This is a genomic window from Sphingobacterium sp. 18053 (assembly GCF_902706145.1).
In the GTDB taxonomy this organism is placed as follows: Bacteria; Bacteroidota; Bacteroidia; order Sphingobacteriales; family Sphingobacteriaceae; genus Sphingobacterium; species Sphingobacterium paramultivorum.
This window is the reverse complement of sequence record NZ_CACSJW010000063.1, coordinates 1-385: the sequence shown is the minus strand read 5'-3', so window position 1 is coordinate 385 and position 385 is coordinate 1. Positions and strand designations below refer to the sequence as shown.

The 385-nt window shown below is 47.5% G+C and carries 1 pseudogene; it reads left to right on the top strand.

Annotated features, from left to right (window positions below):
* Positions 1-385: pseudogene (locus tag GVK91_RS27295) on the top strand (hypothetical protein); the annotation flags it as partial.

Here is a 385-nt window from a genome sequence, read left to right as displayed (position 1 = left end):
GGTTCAGGCACTGGGTACGAACAAACACATCATGATTCGCCTGCCGAATAAAGAAGGCGTAACGTCTGCCCAGCTGTCCAACCAAGTGATGGATTTGCTGAAAAAAGACAATCCTGACGTTGCTTTGCGCCAAGTCGAATTCATCGGCCCTCAGGTTGGTGAAGAACTGGTTACCAATGGTTTGATGGCCTTGGGCTTCGTGGTGGCGGGTATTATTATTTACTTGTCCATGCGTTTTGAGTGGCGTTTTGCAGTGTCCGCGATTATTGCGAATATGCACGACATCGTGATTATTCTCGGCTGTTTCGCCTTCTTCCAATGGGAATTCTCATTGACTGTCTTGGCAGGTATCTTGGCAGTTTTGGGTTATTCCGTGAACGAATCT